General features: G+C 63.5%; 11 protein-coding genes. 2 read left to right on the forward strand and 9 right to left on the reverse strand.

Features of this window, described 5'->3' with window-relative positions; genetic code table 11:
- Positions 1 to 76 precede the first annotated feature (76 nt).
- The 7 genes from phoR to pstS all read right to left on the reverse strand — a co-directional run bounded on the left by phoR (position 77) and on the right by pstS (position 6,736).
- Positions 77 to 1,387 carry a phosphate regulon sensor histidine kinase PhoR gene (gene phoR / locus ACEN9O_RS28980; RefSeq protein ID WP_495615238.1) on the reverse strand — a complete coding sequence of 437 codons (1,311 nt, stop codon included), beginning with the start codon at positions 1,385 to 1,387 and terminating at the stop codon, positions 77 to 79.
- Entirely contained in the window at positions 1,387 to 2,076 is a 690-nt protein-coding gene (locus ACEN9O_RS28985) for a response regulator (protein WP_117009873.1), read from the reverse strand. The genes phoR and ACEN9O_RS28985 overlap by 1 nt, the downstream gene beginning before the upstream one ends.
- A 10-nt stretch (positions 2,077 to 2,086) precedes the next feature.
- Positions 2,087 to 2,800 carry a phosphate signaling complex protein PhoU gene (phoU, locus tag ACEN9O_RS28990; protein ID WP_495615239.1) on the reverse strand — a complete coding sequence of 238 codons (714 nt, stop codon included), beginning with the start codon at positions 2,798 to 2,800 and terminating at the stop codon, positions 2,087 to 2,089.
- 37 nt (positions 2,801 to 2,837) lie between these two features.
- Positions 2,838 to 3,602, reverse strand: coding sequence for a phosphate ABC transporter ATP-binding protein PstB (pstB, locus tag ACEN9O_RS28995; protein ID WP_495615240.1), 765 nt, complete (start codon positions 3,600 to 3,602; stop codon positions 2,838 to 2,840).
- Between the two features lie 70 nt (positions 3,603 to 3,672).
- On the reverse strand, positions 3,673 to 4,545 hold the full coding sequence (gene pstA, locus ACEN9O_RS29000; protein WP_495615241.1) for a phosphate ABC transporter permease PstA: 873 nt from the start codon (positions 4,543 to 4,545) through the stop codon (positions 3,673 to 3,675).
- A complete protein-coding gene (gene pstC, locus ACEN9O_RS29005) occupies positions 4,542 to 5,540 on the reverse strand; it encodes a phosphate ABC transporter permease subunit PstC (RefSeq protein WP_495615242.1) in 999 nt (332 codons plus the stop codon). Before pstC ends, pstA begins: the two co-directional genes overlap by 4 nt.
- 149 nt (positions 5,541 to 5,689) lie before the next feature.
- Positions 5,690 to 6,736 carry a phosphate ABC transporter substrate-binding protein PstS gene (gene pstS / locus ACEN9O_RS29010; RefSeq protein ID WP_495615243.1) on the reverse strand — a complete coding sequence of 349 codons (1,047 nt, stop codon included), beginning with the start codon at positions 6,734 to 6,736 and terminating at the stop codon, positions 5,690 to 5,692.
- A 304-nt stretch (positions 6,737 to 7,040) separates the two neighbouring features.
- On the opposite strand from pstS, the gene ppk1 reads away from it, so the two are divergent.
- Complete coding sequence (gene ppk1, locus ACEN9O_RS29015; protein ID WP_495615244.1) at positions 7,041 to 9,137, forward strand: polyphosphate kinase 1; 2,097 nt, start codon at positions 7,041 to 7,043, stop codon at positions 9,135 to 9,137.
- Between the two features lie 42 nt (positions 9,138 to 9,179).
- Positions 9,180 to 9,647: a phosphohistidine phosphatase SixA gene (sixA, locus tag ACEN9O_RS29020; RefSeq protein WP_495615245.1), complete on the forward strand. Its 468-nt coding sequence runs from the start codon at positions 9,180 to 9,182 to the stop codon at positions 9,645 to 9,647.
- A 278-nt stretch (positions 9,648 to 9,925) separates the two neighbouring features.
- Here sixA and ACEN9O_RS29025 read toward each other — a convergent pair whose 3' ends face one another.
- Together ACEN9O_RS29025 and fliD are read right to left on the reverse strand one after the other, a co-directional pair.
- On the reverse strand, positions 9,926 to 11,038 hold the full coding sequence (locus ACEN9O_RS29025) for a polyamine ABC transporter substrate-binding protein (RefSeq protein WP_495615246.1): 1,113 nt from the start codon (positions 11,036 to 11,038) through the stop codon (positions 9,926 to 9,928).
- A gap of 141 nt (positions 11,039 to 11,179) precedes the next feature.
- Positions 11,180 to 12,559, reverse strand: coding sequence for a flagellar filament capping protein FliD (fliD, locus tag ACEN9O_RS29030; protein ID WP_495615247.1), 1,380 nt, complete (start codon positions 12,557 to 12,559; stop codon positions 11,180 to 11,182).
- Between the last annotated feature and the right edge of the window lie 184 nt (positions 12,560 to 12,743).

A 12,743-nucleotide genomic window follows, 5' to 3' on the forward strand; every position in this document is an offset into this window, starting at 1 on the left:
GGCCACTGTAACCGCGATCGGCGGCGCCCCGGAGCGTATGACTTACCAAGCAGTAATTTGAGGCGCCACACCCGGCCTACAGCAAGAGCTCGGGCTGGCGCTGCACCACCGCCGTCTTCGGCAGGCAGACGAGGAAGGAACTGCCCTTGCCCGCCTCCGACTTGATCTGCAACGTGCCGCCATGGCGCAGCAGCACGTGCTTGACGATCGCCAGGCCCAGCCCGGTGCCCTGGGTCTCGCGCGAACGGCTCTTGTCGACCCGGTAGAAGCGCTCGGTCAGGCGCGAGATGTGCTCCGGGCTGATGCCGATGCCGGTGTCTTCCACCATGAACTTGACGCCGCCTTCGTAGGTCTTCCACACCAGATGGATCTTGCCGCCCGCCGGCGTGTAGCGCACCGCGTTCGAGGCCAGGTTGCCGAAGGCGCTGTGCAGCTCTTCGTAGCTGCCCATGATGTCCGGCCCGTTGACCGACATCGTGATCTCATGCTTGCCCGCCGACAGCGCCCGCGCGTCGCGCAGCACCTGCTCCATCAGCTTGGCCACGTCGACCTGCTCCGGCCGCATCGGATAGTCCACCGACTCCAGCCGCGACAAGGTCAGCATGTCCTCGATCAGGTGCTGCATGCGGTGGCCCTGCTCCGTCATCAGCTTCAGGTGCGCCGAGCGCGTGGCCGCATCCAGCCCTTCGGAAGCGGCGATCTCCAGGAAGCCGACGATCACCGTCAACGGCGTGCGCAGCTCGTGCGAGGCGTTGGCGATGAAGTCGCGCCGCATCTCTTCGATGCGCTCGCTCTCAGTGGCGTCGTGCGTCACCAGGATCTGCCGGCGGTTTTCAAACGGAATGATGTGCACGATCAGCTTGCGCTCCCGGAAGCTGATCGTCAGCGGCTGCTCGTAGCGGCCGAGGATGATGTAGTCCATGAAATCCGGGCTGCGCACCAGGTTGGTCACGCGCATGCCCTTGTCGCGCTCATGCGTCAGGCCCAGGTGCTTCTCGGCGGCCGGATTGCACCACTCCAGGAACAGCACGTCGTCCATGATGACCACGCCGTCCGGCAGCAGGTGCATGGCCTGGCGGAAGCGCGCCAGCCATTCGGTTAGCTCGGCCTGGTTCTTCTCGTCGTCGCGCCGCATGCGGTACAGGCGCGAGAAGATGTTGGTCCACGCGCCCCAGCCGTCGGGCAGCTTGGCGCTTTGCGGATCGTCCATCCAGTTGCTCAGCTGGTACAGATACGACAGCTGCACAAACACCAGCACCATCATGGCGACCAGCGCCACCACCAGGCCGTTGATCCAGCCGAACATCCAGCCCAGCGTCGCGCAGCCCGCCAGGATGATGGCCGTGCGCAGTGCCGCCGGCACCCAGAACACCAGTTTAGGATTCATTATTTCTCCGACAGCATGTAGCCCACGCTACGCACCGTCTTGATCAGATGCTCGGCCTCTTTCAGGGCCTTGCGCAGGCGCAGCACGTGGACGTCGACGGTGCGCTCTTCGATCACCACGTGGTCGCCCCACACCTTGTCGAGCAGCTGGCTGCGCGAGAACACACGCTCCGGATGCGCCAGCAGGAACTTGAGCAGCTTGTACTCGGCGTGGCCGATGTCGATCTTCTGCTCGTCCATCGACACCGTGCAGCTGACCGGGTCCAGCATCACATTGGCCGCGCGCATGGTGGCCTGCGCGTGCTCCGGGCTCTTGCGGCGCAACAGCGCCTTGGCGCGCGCCAGCAGCTCGCGCGGCGAGAACGGCTTGGTGACGTAGTCGTCGGCACCGCTGTTGAGGCCGGCCAGCTTGTCCTCTTCCATGCTCTTGGCGGTCAGCATGATGACCGGGATTTCATTGAACTGGCGGTCGGAACGGATGCGCGCCAGCAGGCGCAGGCCGGTCTGGTCGGGCAGCATCCAGTCCAGCAGGATCAGTTGCGGGGTCTTGGTCTGGATGAAGTCCCAGGCCTCGGCACAGCTTTGCACGGCGCAGCAGTTCCAGCCTGCCTCGCGCAGCGAGAACGTCACCAGCTCGACAATGGCAGGCTCGTCTTCGACGATCAGTACGGTAGTTTTATCGGATGCCATGTTCTCTTATTTACTCAGCTTGCAGGGGCACGTCGTCCGGTATCGGTGCGGTCTTGGTGTGGCGGATATCCTTGCCTTCGACGACGTAGATGACGTATTCGGCGATGTTCTTGGCGTGGTCGCCGATGCGCTCGATTGCCTTGGCCACCCACAGCGTATCCAGCGCGGCCGAGATGGTACGCGGATCTTCCATCATGAACGTGATCAGGTTGCGCATGATCGAGCGGAACTCGTGGTCGATCACGGCGTCCTGGGCGATCAGCTGCAGGGCCTGCTTGCCGTCGTTGCGGGCGAACGCGTCCAGCGCATCGTGCAGCATGTCGCTGGTGTTGTTGGCGATGCCGCGCACCATCTCGTAGTGGTTGACGGTCACCGCGCCGCGCGCGTGGAGCGCCTTGGCGGTGCGGGCGATCTTGGTGGCCTCGTCGCCGATGCGCTCGAGGTCGGTGATCACCTTGATGGTCGCCATGATGGTGCGCAGGTCGTTGGCGGCCGGCTGGCGGCGCACGATCAGGTGGCTGCAGGCGTCGTCCAGCGACACTTCCAGCTGGTTGACGGCGTCGTCCTCGCGCATCACGCGGTCGGCGCGCTCGGGATTGCCGATGCGGAAGCAGGTCATGGCGTCGAGGAATTGGGTCTCGACGATGCCGCCCATCAGCAGCACCTTGCTGCGTATGGCTTCCAGTTCGTTGTCGTACTGTTTGGATGAATGTTCACCGATCATGCTGCTCTCCGTAGTCGATTTGCTATTATAAGTGCGATCAGCCGAAGCGGCCGGTGATGTAATCCTGCGTCTCTTTGCGCGCCGGATTCATGAAGATCTGGTCGGTCTCGCCGAACTCCACCAGCTCGCCCAGGTACATATAGGCGGTGTAGTCCGAGCAGCGCGCCGCCTGCTGCATGTTGTGGGTGACGATGGCGATGGTGTAGTCCTGCTTCAGTTCGCTGATCAGCTCTTCCACCTTCGAGGTCGAGATCGGGTCCAGCGCCGAGGTCGGCTCATCCAGCAGCAACACGTCCGGCTTGACCGCCACGCCGCGCGCGATGCACAGGCGCTGCTGCTGGCCGCCCGACAGCGACAGGCCCGACTTGCCCAGCTTGTCCTTGACCTCGGTCCACAGCGCGGCCTTCTTCAGCGCCCATTCGACGCGCTCGTCCATCTCGCCCTTGGACAGGTCTTCATACAGGCGCACGCCGAAGGCGATGTTGTCGTAGATCGACATCGGGAACGGCGTCGGCTTCTGGAACACCATGCCTACCTTGGCGCGCAGCATGTTGACGTCCTGGCCCTCTTCCAGGATATTGCGGCCGCGGTACATGATCGAGCCCTCGGCGCGCTGGCCGGGGTACAGGTCGTACATGCGGTTGAGCGTGCGCAGCAGGGTCGACTTGCCGCAACCCGATGGGCCGATGAAGGCCGTGACCTGCTTCTCGTGGATGTCCAGGTTGACGTTGGTCAGGCTCTGGGTTTTACCGTAGAAAAAATTCAGACCCGAAATCTCGATGGTTTTACGTTTGCCGTTCATGGGCACCACATTCTCTTGGCTCAGTTGCGTATTCATTGTTGATCGCTTTTTTCAGATTTGATTCGCAGGTTTAATTCGGGACTTTTTGGCTGAACAAGGTGCGAGAGATGATGTTCAGCGCCAGCACGCTGAAGGTCACCAGCAGCGCGCCGCCCCAGGCCAGCTCGCGCCAGTTGTCGTACGGGCTCATGGCGAAGCCGTAGATCACCACCGGCAGGTTGGCGATCGGCCGGTTCATGTCGGCGCTGAAGAACTGGTTGTTGAGCGCGGTGAACAGCAGCGGCGCGGTCTCGCCCGAGATGCGGGCCACGGCCAGCAGCACGCCGGTGATCACGCCGGCCTTGACGGCGCGCAGGCGCACCAGCATGGCCACCTTCCAGCGCGGCGCGCCCAGCGCGAAGGCCGCTTCCAGCAGGCTGTTGGGCACCAGGCGCAGCATGTTGTCGGTGGTGCGCACCACCACCGGAATCGCGATCAGCGCCAGCGCCAGCGAACCGGCGTAGCCCGAGTAATGGTTGACGGTGGCCACGTACAGCGCCCACACGAACATGCCGATCACGATCGACGGCGCCGACAGCATGATGTCGGTGACGAAGCGGGTCAGGCTGGCGATCTTGTTTTCCTCGCCGTACTCGGCCAGGTAGATGCCGGCCAGGATGCCGATCGGCGTGCTCACCAGCGTCGACAGGCCGACGATCATCAGGCTGCCGACGATGGCGTTGGCCACGCCGCCGCCCTCGCTGCCGGGCGACGGGGTCGGCTGCGTGAACAGGTGCAGGTTGAGCGCGCCGAAGCCCTTGACGGCCAGCGTGATCAGGATCCAGGCCAGCACCAGCAGGCCGACCGACATCGCCAGCACGGACAGGGCGATGCCGACACGGTGCGCCAGCAGGCGCTTGCGGTAGACCGGGTTGACCGGCGACGAAGTGGTAGCTTGCTTCATTTGATGCCTTCCTTGCGGGACATGCTCGCCAACATCAGCTTGGCGGAGGACAGAACAATAAACGTGATGACGAACAGGATCAGCGCCAGCGCGAACAGCGACGAGGTGTGCAGCGGCGTGTCGGCCTCGGCAAATTCATTGGCCAGGGTCGAGGCGATCGAGTTACCGGCCGCGAACAGCGACCACGACAGCTTGTTGGCGTTGCCGATGACGAAGGTCACGGCCATGGTCTCGCCCAGCGCGCGGCCCAGGCCCAGCATGACGCCGCCGACCACGCCGGTCTTGGTGTAAGGCAGCACGATCTTGCGCACCACTTCCCAGCGCGTGCAGCCCAGGCCGTAGGCCGATTCCTTCAGCACGGCCGGCACGATCTCGAACACGTCGCGCATCACCGACGAGATGAACGGGATGATCATCACCGCCAGGATCAGCGCGGCGGTCAGGATGCCGATGCCCATGGTCGGGCCGCTGAAGAACTGGCCGATGATGGGCAGGTGGCCCAGGGTGTTTTTCAGCAGCGGCTGCACGTAGTCGCCGAACAGCGGCGCGAACACGAACAGGCCCCACATGCCGTAGATGATGGACGGCACGCCGGCCAGCAGCTCGACCGCCGTGCCCAGCGGACGGCGCAGGCCAGCCGGGCAGATCTCGGTGAGGAACAGGGCGATGCCGAAGCTGACCGGGAAGGCGATCAGCAGCGCGATGCCGGAGGTGGCCAGGGTGCCGACGATGGCGATCGCGGCGCCGTATTTTTCATTGACCGGGTCCCACTCGACGGTGGTGATGAAGCCCGGGCCGAACTCCTTGAACGCCGGCCAGGCGCCCACCACCAGCGAGATGATGATACCGAGCAGCACCGCCAGCACGGACAGCGCGAACAGCATGGTGGTCTTGTGGAAGATGAAATCCTGGATGCGCTGGTTGCGCATGGTGCGTTGCAGGGAACGCAGCGCGGCGTGCTCCGCTGCACTCGCCTGGGCGGTGCTGGCCTGCATAAGCGGCTCCGATGGGGTCAGGGGCGTGGAAGTGATATCAGCGCTCATTATGGTTGTCTCGTTGATGTAAGCTAGCCTGCGGCGCCCGGTCGGGCGGCGCAGGCTAACCCCCTCGCCGCCAACAGCCGGCAGCGAAGGGACGATCCCGATTAGTAGATGGCCTTGCCCGATGCATCCTTCAGGTGGGCTTTCCAGGAGTCCTGGATCAGCTTGACGACCGACGGTGGCATCGGCACGTAGTCCAGATCGGTCGCAGCGGCGGCGCCGTTCTTGAAGGCCCAGTCGAAGAACTTGACCACTTCCTTGCCTTTGGCTGCGTCAGCCTGGGCTTTGTGCATCAGCACGAAGGTCGCGCCGGTGATCGGCCATGCGTTCTTGCCTGGCTGGTCGGTCAGCACCACGGCGAAGCCCGGGGTCTTGGCCCAGTCGGCGTTGGCGGCGGCGGCCTTGAAGAACTCGTCGTCAGGCTGCAGGAAGTTGCCGTCCTTGTTTTTCAGCTGGGTGTGCGACATCTTGTTTTTCTTGGCGAAGGCCCACTCGACGTAGCCGATCGCGCCCTTGATGCGCTGCACGTTGGCGGCCACGCCTTCGTTGCCCTTGCCGCCCACGCCCACAGCCCACTTCACGGCAGCGTCGGCGCCGATCTTGGTCTTGAATTCAGGGCTGGTTTTCGACAGGAAGTCGGTGAACAGGAAGGTCGTGCCCGAACCGTCGGCGCGGTGCACCACGGTGATTTCTTCGGCAGGCAGCTTGACGCCCGGGTTCAGCGCGGCGATCGCGGCGTCGTTCCACTTGGTGATCTTGCCCAGGTAGATGTCGGCAACCAGCGGGCCGGTCAGCTTCATCTGGCCAGGGGTGATGCCGTCCAGGTTGACCACGGTGACCACGCCGCCCATGATGGCAGGGAACTGCATCAGGCCTTCGGCGTCCAGTTCAGCGGCGCTCAGCGGCTTGTCCGATGCGCCGAAGTCCACGGTCTTGGCCTTGATCTGCTTGATGCCGGCGCCGGAGCCCACCGATTGGTAGTTCAGCACGTTGCCCGTGGCGCCCTTGTACATATCGGCCCACTTGGCGGCGATCGGGTACATGAACGAGGAGCCGGCGCCGGTCATATCGGCGGCGGATGCGGCGGAGGAGAACGCCATGACAGCAGACACGCCCACTACCAGGGAAGAGATCAGTTGTTTGAGTCGCATTACAGGTCCTTTGGTTTATGACAGGTTAGGATGCTGCGCAGTCTACCGGGGCTATATGACAGCTTTATGACATGACCGAAATATGTCAAAAATAGTTATCCCGCCCCGCTTTTGCGCCCTCCCTCCTCTGGAAACAGGCCATGTGCCGCCATATACTACGCCAGCGTTGTCATAATCGGCGCGCCGTCCGCGTCATTTATGACAAGCGATGTCATGGACCTGTCATATTTCTTATTTACACTGTTGCATCATTCTGCCGCAATACAGGCTAGAATGAGACTACCTGCAAAGTGAACAAAAAGACATGAAGCCTGACTTGCATGCTGAAGTAAACAAGAACTCCGCGTTTCTGGACCGGGAGCTGTCGCAACTGATGTTCAACCGGCGCGTGCTGGCGCAAGCCGAAGATAAAAGCATTCCCCTGCTGGAGCGGCTGCGCTACCTGTGCATCGCCAGCAGCAACCTGGACGAGTTCTTCGAAGTGCGCGTGGCCAGCCTGCTGGCGGCCGGCAGCGTCGAAGGTTCGCTGTCCAACCATCCGGCGCTGGTGGCCACGCTGTCGCGCATCAGCGCCGAATGCCACGCGCTGGTGACCCACCAGTATGAAATCCTCAACCAGGAAGTGCTGCCCCAGCTGGCCGCCAACGGCGTGCACCTGGTGCGCCACAACGAGCGCAACGAGGCGCAGCGCGCCTGGGTCAAGGACTACTTCGACACCGAGGTGCGCCCGCTGCTGACGCCGATCGGCCTCGATCCGGCCCACCCCTTCCCGCAGGTGGTCAACAAGAGCCTCAACTTCATCGTCTCGCTGTCCGGCAAGGACGCCTTCGGCCGCGGCACCGCGATCGCCATCGTCAAGGCGCCGCGCGTGCTGCCGCGCGTGATCCGCCTGCCCGACCACCTGTCGAAAAGCGGCGGCGTGTCGTTCTGCCTGCTCTCGTCCATCATCCACGCCCACATCTCCGACCTGTTTGCCGGCCGCGAGGTGATCGCGTATTCGCAGTTCCGCGTCACCCGCGACTCCGACCTGTGGGTCGACGAGGACGAGGTCAAGAACCTGCGCCAGGCGCTCAAGGGCGAGCTGCAGGGCCGCCAGTTCGGCACCTCGGTGCGGCTGGAGGTGGCCAAGAACTGCCCGCCCGAGCTGTCGCAGTTCCTGCTCGACCAGTTCGGCCTGCACCAGAGCCGGCTGTACGCCGTCAACGGCCCGGTCAACCTGGTGCGCCTGACCGAGATCATGGACCACGTCGACAACCCGGCGCTGAGCTTCCCGCCGTTCTATCCCGGCATCGCGCAGAAGGCGGGCAGCCCGGACATCTTCGCAGCCCTGCGCGACGGCGACATCCTGCTGCACCATCCCTACCAGTCGTTCCAGACCGTGATCGACTTCATCCGCAGCGCCGCGCTCGACCCGGCCGTGGTGGCGATCAAGCAGACCATCTACCGCACCGGCATGAACTCGGACCTGATGGAGTCGCTGATCCTGGCCGCGCGCTCGGGCAAGGAAGTGACCGTGATCGTCGAGCTCAAGGCGCGCTTCGACGAGGAAGCCAACATCAACTGGGCCGACAAGCTGGAACAGGCCGGCGCCCAAGTGGTGTATGGCGTGGTGGGCCTGAAGACCCACGCCAAGGTGGCGCTGGTGATACGCCGCGAAGACAACAAGCTGCGCTTCTACGCCCACCTCGGCACCGGCAACTACCACCCGACCACCACCAAGTTCTACACCGACTTCGGCCTGCTGACCTGCCATCCGGGCATCAGCCAGGAAGTCAACGAAGTGTTCATCCACCTGACCAGCCTGACCAAGCCGCACCGGCTCACGCACCTGTGGCTAGCGCCGTTCGCGCTGCACAACGAGATCGTCAAGGCCATCCGCAACGAAGCGCGCATCGCGCGCGCCGGACGGCCGGGACGCATCATCGTCAAGATCAACGCGCTGGTCGACGAGTCGGTGATCCGCGCGCTGTACGCGGCCTCGAAGGACGGCGTCAAGATCGACCTGATCGTGCGCGGCGCCTGCACGCTCAAGCCCGGCGTGCCGGGCCTGTCGGAAAACATCAAGGTGCGCTCCATCATCGGCCGCTTCCTCGAACACAGCCGCATCTACTACTTCCGCAACGACCTGGCGCACGATGTCATGCTGGCCAGCGCCGACTGGATGAGCCGCAACCTGTTCCGCCGCATCGAGGTGGCCTTCCCCGTGCTCGACAAGGCACTCAAGCGGCGCGTACTGAACGAAGGCCTGAATCCTTATTTAAAGGATAATATGAACGCGTGGGAGCTGGAGGCGGACGGCCACTACCTGCGCCGCAAGGCGCGCGGCAAGCAGCTGCCCTACAGCGCCCAGCAGCATCTGATGGAGACGCTGGGCATGCCCGGCGCCCATCTGGGAGACTAAGCGAAGCGGGATCTTTTTTCACATGTCGTTCAGGAGAAAAACATGGATCTCATATTGTGGCGGCATGCCGAGGCCGAGGACGCGCAACCCGGCATGTCCGATCTGGAGCGCGAGCTGACCGTGAAAGGTCTGAAGCAGGCGCGGCGCATGGGCCAGTGGCTCGATTCCCAACTGCCGGACAGCTGCCGCGTCCTGTGCAGTCCCGCCGTGCGCACCCTGCAGACGGCCGAGGCGCTGGGGCGCAAGTTCAAAATCCACACCGACCTCGCGCCGGGCGCTGACGCGTCCGACATCCTCAAGGCCGTCAACTGGCCGGGCAACAAGGATTCGGTGCTGGTGGTCGGCCATCAGCCGACCTTGGGCCAGCTGGCTTCGCTGTTGTTGACGGGCGACGATCTGGAATGGGACATCCGCAAGGCCAGCGCCTGGTGGTTCTCCCAGCGCGACCCCGGCAACGCCATCAGCGTCTACCTGAAGGCGGTCATGGCAGCCGACCTGGTGGTGAAATAAATCCGCGTTGAGCTTGTAAAGCGGCAACCATCTGCTAAAGTTTAATCGTAACAACACGAGGGAGGGTTACCATGTTCACCTTGCTCACGATGGGTATCTTTGGCGGGATGATTGCCTTAGTGGTGTATGAGCTCATCGAGGAAATGCGCGGCAGCAAACATAAATTAATCGACCGCTATCACGACGAATAGCATCGGCTTCATTGAAGCCACAGTCATTCCCGCGCAGGCGGGAATCCATGCTGACTATGGATTCCCGCCTGCGCGGGAATGACGCGTTTACAGGCCGGTCTTGAACTTGGTGTAGATGCGGGTGATGTTGCGGCGGATATCAGCCGGCACCGCCTCCGGCGCGGCCATGCGCTGCTTGTCGGCATCCGACAGGAACACCGTCTTGTTGCTGGCGATATCCTTGCGCACGAACTTCAGGCTGGCCAGGTTGGGATTGGCGTAGAACACCTTGTTGGTCAGGCTGGCATGCACCTCGGGCCGCAGGATGTAGTTGATCCACAAGTGGGCGTTGTTCGGATGCGGCGCGTCGGCCGGGATGGCCATGGTGTCGAACACCAGCGCGGCCGAGGTCTTCGGCACCAGCACCTCGATCACATTGCCGTTCTTGGCGTCGATCGCGCGCTGGCGCGCGATGTTGATGTCGCCCGACCAGCCTAGCGCCACGCACACCGCGCCGTTGGCCATGTCGTTGATATAGCCCGACGAACTGAACAGCGTCACGTAGGGACGTATCGACTGCAGCAGCTTGCCGGCCTCGGCATAGTCGGCGGCGTTCTTCGAGTAGGCCGGCTTGCCCAGGTACAGCAGCGCGGCCGGCAGCACCTCGGACGGCGAATCGAGGAAGGACACGCCGCACGACTTCAGCTTGGCCGCGTATTTCGGATTGAAGATCAGGTCCCAGGCATTGTCCGGCATCGGCATGCCGCCCAGCGCGGCCTTGACCTTGTTGACGTTGATGCCCACCGTGGTATAGCCCCACAGCCAGTCGACCAGGTACTCGTTGTTCGGATCGATGCCGGCCAGCTTGGCCTGGATGGCCGGGTCCAGGTTTTTCAGGTTGCTCAGCTTGGACTTGTCGAGCTTGCGCAGCAGCTTGCCGTCAATCTGCAGGCGCGCCCACTGCGCGGTCGGCACCACGATATCGTAGCCCGACTTGCCGGCGGCCAGTTTGGAATTGAGGATTTCGTTGTTATCGAACAGGTCATAGCGGACCTTGATACCGGTTTCCTTTTCAAAGTTTTTGACGGTATCGTCGGCGATGTAATCCGACCAGTTATAGATGTTGAGGACTTTCTCCTCCTGCGCCTGCGCCGCGACCTGTCCTGCGCCGGCCATCAAGCCAGCCGCCACCAGCACCGCACCAACGAACTTCCCTGCCATAGCCCCTCCGTTTGGAATCAATCACAAGCCGTGATGATCGGGCATAGCCAGTTCCGACGCAAGGAATTCGTGTAAAAATGACCCGCAAGCCTGGGGTCTGACCCCGCGGGGTCGGACCCCGCCGTGCCGTGCGGGGTAAAACTAGCCCAGCATGTCGAACAACGTGCCGGCCTTGCCGGCCGCGCCGTTGACCGCGCTGCCGGCGCTGGTCTGGGCCTGCGCCGTGTAGAGCGCCGCCAGCGCCGTCGCCTGCGCCGTCAGCGCCTTGCTCAGCACGGTGCGGCGGCCATTGACGCTGCTGATCTCGCGGCCCAGCATGCCGGTTTCCTTGCTGATCACGCTGCCGTCCGAGCTCAGCGCCGCGGCCTTGGCCGACAGCAGGTCGGCGATGCCCTTGCCGTTGTTGGTGAACAGCTTGCCGACGCCGGCCGTATCGCTGGCCAGCGCGGCCTTGAGCTTCTTGTCGTCGACCACCAGCTGGCCGCTGCTGTCCTGGCTGACGCCGGCCGCGCCCAGCGCCGACACCGGGACGCTGCCGCCACCCGTCTTCAGCAGCAGGTTCAGCTGGCTGACCACCTGCCCCAGCGCGGTGTCCGACTTCAGGTCGCCCTTTTGCAGCGCTTGCAGCTTCTTGTTCAAGTCATTGTAGGCGCTGACGAAGGATTTCAGGTTGGCGCCGATCTGGCTGGCGTCCTGGGTGATGGCGACATCGGTCTTGCCGGCGCCGGTCAGCGTCAGCGTGGCGCCGGCGATGGCCTTGTCGACCGTGTTGCTGCTGCTCGTGACATCCTTGCCGTCGACGCTCAGGATGGCGTCCATGGCGGCGCTGGTCTGCTTGAGTTTCTGGCTGCCGTCGGGATCGTAGCCGAGCAGGCTTTTCAGCGCGGCATCGCCGCTGACGCTGATGCGCATGCTGTTGGCCGCGCCGCTCTGGCCGGCAAACGCCAGCGAGAACTTGCCGTCGCCGCCCTTGACCACCTTCACGTCCACGCCGGCCGCCTTGAACGCGGCGGCGATGCCGTCCAGCGTGTTATTGCTGCCGTCGATGGTGACGGACTTGCTGGCCGCCTTGCCGTTGAGGGCAAAACCCTGGCCGCCGCCGGCCGTGCCGAAGTCGATCTTGACGGTGGTGGCGGCGCCCGAGCCGATCTTTGCGTCCGGCGCCGCAAAGGCGTCGCTGGTAAGGAACTGGCCCTGCGCCAGCTGCTTGACGTCGATGGCATAGGTGCCGGCCTTGGCGGCGCCGGTCGAAGCGGCGGTCAGCACATTCTTGACCGAGGTGGCGGCGCTGGTGCTCAAGCCGCTGCCGGCCAGGCCGGCAGCGATCGACTGGAAGCTCGCCAGCGCGCTTTGCAGCTGGCCCAGTGCCGACAGCTTGGCCTGGTCGTTCTTCAGCGTCGTATTCAGCTTGGTCGCGGCGCTGTTCTGCGACGCCATCGTTTGCTGGACGCGGTTGTAGATATCGTTCGACACCGTCGAACCGCCGGTGGTGCCGCTGGAATTGATGCTGGAGGTCGCCATGATACGTTCCGCCTGATTTGGTTACATAGTATGCAACATCAACCGAAATCCAAAGCGCGGAACAGACCGCCTTTTACCCGCCACCTCAACCGCCGGGGTCAAGTCTGACATTCGGACACGGGCTCAACCATAGCAGCCTTGCTATGGTTGAGCCCGTGTCCGAATGTCAGACTTGACCCCCGGT

It is taken from the genome of Duganella sp. Dugasp78 (assembly GCF_059491455.1).

What these genes read in the sequence shown, in the direction of transcription:
- phoR (WP_495615238.1), bottom strand. Translation starts at nt 1,387, where the DNA reads ATGAATCCTAAACTGGTGTTCTGGGTGCCGGCGGCACTGCGCACGGCC.
- ACEN9O_RS28985 (WP_117009873.1), bottom strand. Translation starts at nt 2,076, where the DNA reads ATGGCATCCGATAAAACTACCGTACTGATCGTCGAAGACGAGCCTGCC.
- phoU (WP_495615239.1), bottom strand. Translation starts at nt 2,800, where the DNA reads ATGATCGGTGAACATTCATCCAAACAGTACGACAACGAACTGGAAGCC.
- pstB (WP_495615240.1), bottom strand. Translation starts at nt 3,602, where the DNA reads ATGAACGGCAAACGTAAAACCATCGAGATTTCGGGTCTGAATTTTTTC.
- pstA (WP_495615241.1), bottom strand. Translation starts at nt 4,545, where the DNA reads ATGAAGCAAGCTACCACTTCGTCGCCGGTCAACCCGGTCTACCGCAAG.
- pstC (WP_495615242.1), bottom strand. Translation starts at nt 5,540, where the DNA reads ATGCAGGCCAGCACCGCCCAGGCGAGTGCAGCGGAGCACGCCGCGCTG.
- pstS (WP_495615243.1), bottom strand. Translation starts at nt 6,736, where the DNA reads ATGCGACTCAAACAACTGATCTCTTCCCTGGTAGTGGGCGTGTCTGCT.
- ppk1 (WP_495615244.1), top strand. Translation starts at nt 7,041, where the DNA reads ATGAAGCCTGACTTGCATGCTGAAGTAAACAAGAACTCCGCGTTTCTG.
- sixA (WP_495615245.1), top strand. Translation starts at nt 9,180, where the DNA reads ATGGATCTCATATTGTGGCGGCATGCCGAGGCCGAGGACGCGCAACCC.
- ACEN9O_RS29025 (WP_495615246.1), bottom strand. Translation starts at nt 11,038, where the DNA reads ATGGCAGGGAAGTTCGTTGGTGCGGTGCTGGTGGCGGCTGGCTTGATG.
- fliD (WP_495615247.1), bottom strand. Translation starts at nt 12,559, where the DNA reads ATGGCGACCTCCAGCATCAATTCCAGCGGCACCACCGGCGGTTCGACG.